Source organism: Mesorhizobium sp. M1A.F.Ca.IN.020.06.1.1 (genome assembly GCF_004023265.1).
In the GTDB taxonomy this organism is placed as follows: Bacteria; Pseudomonadota; Alphaproteobacteria; order Rhizobiales; family Rhizobiaceae; genus Mesorhizobium.
In genome coordinates this window covers 1-2245 of sequence record NZ_RZSR01000959.1, presented here as the reverse complement: position 1 = coordinate 2245, position 2245 = coordinate 1, and the positions used below count along the sequence as shown (strand labels likewise).

The 2245-nt window shown below is 64.6% G+C and carries 2 protein-coding genes and 1 pseudogene; all 3 read right to left on the bottom strand.

Features of this window, described 5'->3' with window-relative positions; all coding sequences use genetic code 11:
* Positions 1-282: pseudogene (locus tag EOA60_RS29545) on the bottom strand (4-amino-4-deoxychorismate lyase); the annotation flags it as partial.
* A 103-nt stretch (positions 283-385) separates the two neighbouring features.
* Positions 386-1648 carry a beta-ketoacyl-ACP synthase II gene (gene fabF, locus EOA60_RS29540; RefSeq protein ID WP_095779177.1) on the bottom strand — a complete coding sequence of 421 codons (1263 nt, stop codon included), beginning with the start codon at positions 1646-1648 and terminating at the stop codon, positions 386-388.
* A gap of 34 nt (positions 1649-1682) precedes the next feature.
* A complete protein-coding gene (locus EOA60_RS29535; protein WP_006203723.1) occupies positions 1683-1919 on the bottom strand; it encodes an acyl carrier protein in 237 nt (78 codons plus the stop codon).
* Positions 1920-2245 lie beyond the last annotated feature (326 nt).

The window sequence follows — 2245 nt, the reverse complement described above, 5'->3', positions numbered from 1 at the left end:
CGGCTTGACCATGAAGGTGTCGCCATTGGCGGACGGGCCCGGCTCAATGAAGGCCTGCATGCCGAAATAGAGTGCGGCACCCGAGGCAAGCACGACCAGGATGACCAACGAAAGGAAGAAATTCAGGAATACGACGACCTGGCTGCGCGACGCGCGCGAGCGTTTTGACGGCGGCGGCGTGCCGGCCTCGGGGCGCAGCGCCTCGGCGGCTGTCTTGGGCACGATCGGTCCTTGCGCCTGACGCTGTCCGAATTCTCCACCGCCGCCCGGATTTGTATTCATGGCGCCCTACCGTCTGATCTTGCAACGAATCCCCTAGCCGAAGTGTAGGGGCAAATTTGGCAAAAATGACGGCAGGCGGCGGACCTGCCGGTAGGCTGAATGTTCAGCCATCGTAACGTTGGAAGACGAGCGAGGCGTTGGTGCCGCCGAAGCCGAAGGAGTTCGACAGCGCCACATCGATCTGGCGCTGGCGCGGCTTGTTCGGCACGAGATCGATCGCCGTCTCGCGTTCCGGATTGTCGAGGTTGATGGTGGCGGGGGCAATGTTGTCGCGGATTGCGAGGATCGAGAAGATCGCTTCCGCGGCGCCCGCAGCGCCCAGCAGATGACCGATCGACGACTTGGTGGACGACATCGAGATCTTGGAAGCGGCATTGCCGACCAGCCGCTCCACGGCGCCGAGCTCGATCGTGTCGGCCATGGTCGAGGTGCCGTGCGCATTGATGTAGTCGATGTCGGCGGGCGAGAGCTTCGCCCGATTCAGCGCCGCCGTCATGCAGCGGAAGGCGCCGTCGCCGTCCTCGGCCGGGGCGGTGATGTGATAGGCATCGCCGGTCAGGCCGTAGCCGGTGACCTCGGCATAGATCTTGGCGCCGCGCGCCTTGGCGTGCTCGAGCTCCTCGAGGACGACGACGCCGGCGCCCTCGCCCATGACGAAGCCGTCGCGGTCGCGGTCATAGGGGCGCGAAGCGATCTCGGGCGCATCGTTGCGCTCGGTGGAGAGCGCGCGGCACGCGGCGAAACCTGCCATCGAAAGCCGGGTGATCGGCGCTTCGGCGCCGCCGGCCACCATGACGTCGGCATCGCCCCAGATGATCAGCCGCGCGGCATCGCCGATGGCGTGCGCGCCCGTCGAGCAGGCGGTGACGACAGCATGGTTCGGGCCTTTCAGCCCGTGCCGGATGGAAACCTGGCCGGAGACCAGGTTGATGATCTGTCCGGGGATGAAGAACGGGCTGATGCGGCGCGGGCCGCGCTCCTTCAGGATCATCGCGTTCTCGGCGATGCCGTCGATGCCGCCGATGCCCGAACCGATCAGCACACCGGTGGCGCACTGGTCCTCATGCGTCTCGGGCTTCCAGCCGGAATCGGCCAGCGCCTCGTCGGCCGCCGCGATGCCGTAGAGGATGAAGTCGCCGATCTTGCGCAGTTCCTTCGGCTCGAGCACGGCCTCGGGATTGAAGGTGCCGTTCGAGCCGTCGCCGCGTGGAATGACGTGGGCGATCTTGCAGGCAAGGTCGTCCACCTCGAATTCGGTGATGCGGCAGGCGGCGCTGCGGCCGGAAAGCAGTTCCTTCCAGCTGTGCTCGACACCCATGCCGAACGGCGAAAGCAGGCCAAGGCCCGTGACGACGACTCGCCTCATCGCAGGTCCTCCCCGGCGATACCCGCGGAACGCCTCAGGCCGAGGCCTTGTCGATATACTTCACGGCATCGCCGACAGTCAGGATGGTCTCGGCGGCGTCGTCTGGAATCTCGACGCCGAACTCTTCTTCGAACGCCATCACGAGTTCGACCGTATCGAGGCTGTCCGCGCCCAGATCGTCGATGAAGCTCGCCTGCTCCGTCACTTTGTCGGCATCGACGCCGAGATGCTCGATGACGATCTTCTTGACGCGCTCTGCGGTGTCACTCATTTGGGGCCTCGTCTTACGTTGTGTTGTCTTCGTTAGCGGGCGGAATGCCGCTAATCAAGCTGAAAGATGGTCTTGTGGGAAACGCAACGCCACAGGACCGGTTTTTGCCCGAACCGCCGGGTTGCCGGCCGCATTACACGAAAAACAGCGGGCGTCCAAGCCGAAATGGCTGTTTTCACAGGCGCCCGGGGCTCGGTCGCCCAGGTGTGTGAGATTCAGCTCAAGCCGAGCCGAAAATGGCGGCTTTCGAGGGCCGGAGCGGAAGCGCAGGAAGCCGCCGTTTGCAGGCCGGCATCACCTGAATCTCACATACCCTAGATCATCGC

Bases quoted from the DNA above. Each gene is read 5' to 3' on its own strand.
- EOA60_RS29535 (WP_006203723.1), bottom strand. From the start codon at position 1,919: ATGAGTGACACCGCAGAGCGCGTCAAGAAGATCGTCATCGAGCATCTC.
- fabF (WP_095779177.1), bottom strand. From the start codon at position 1,648: ATGAGGCGAGTCGTCGTCACGGGCCTTGGCCTGCTTTCGCCGTTCGGC.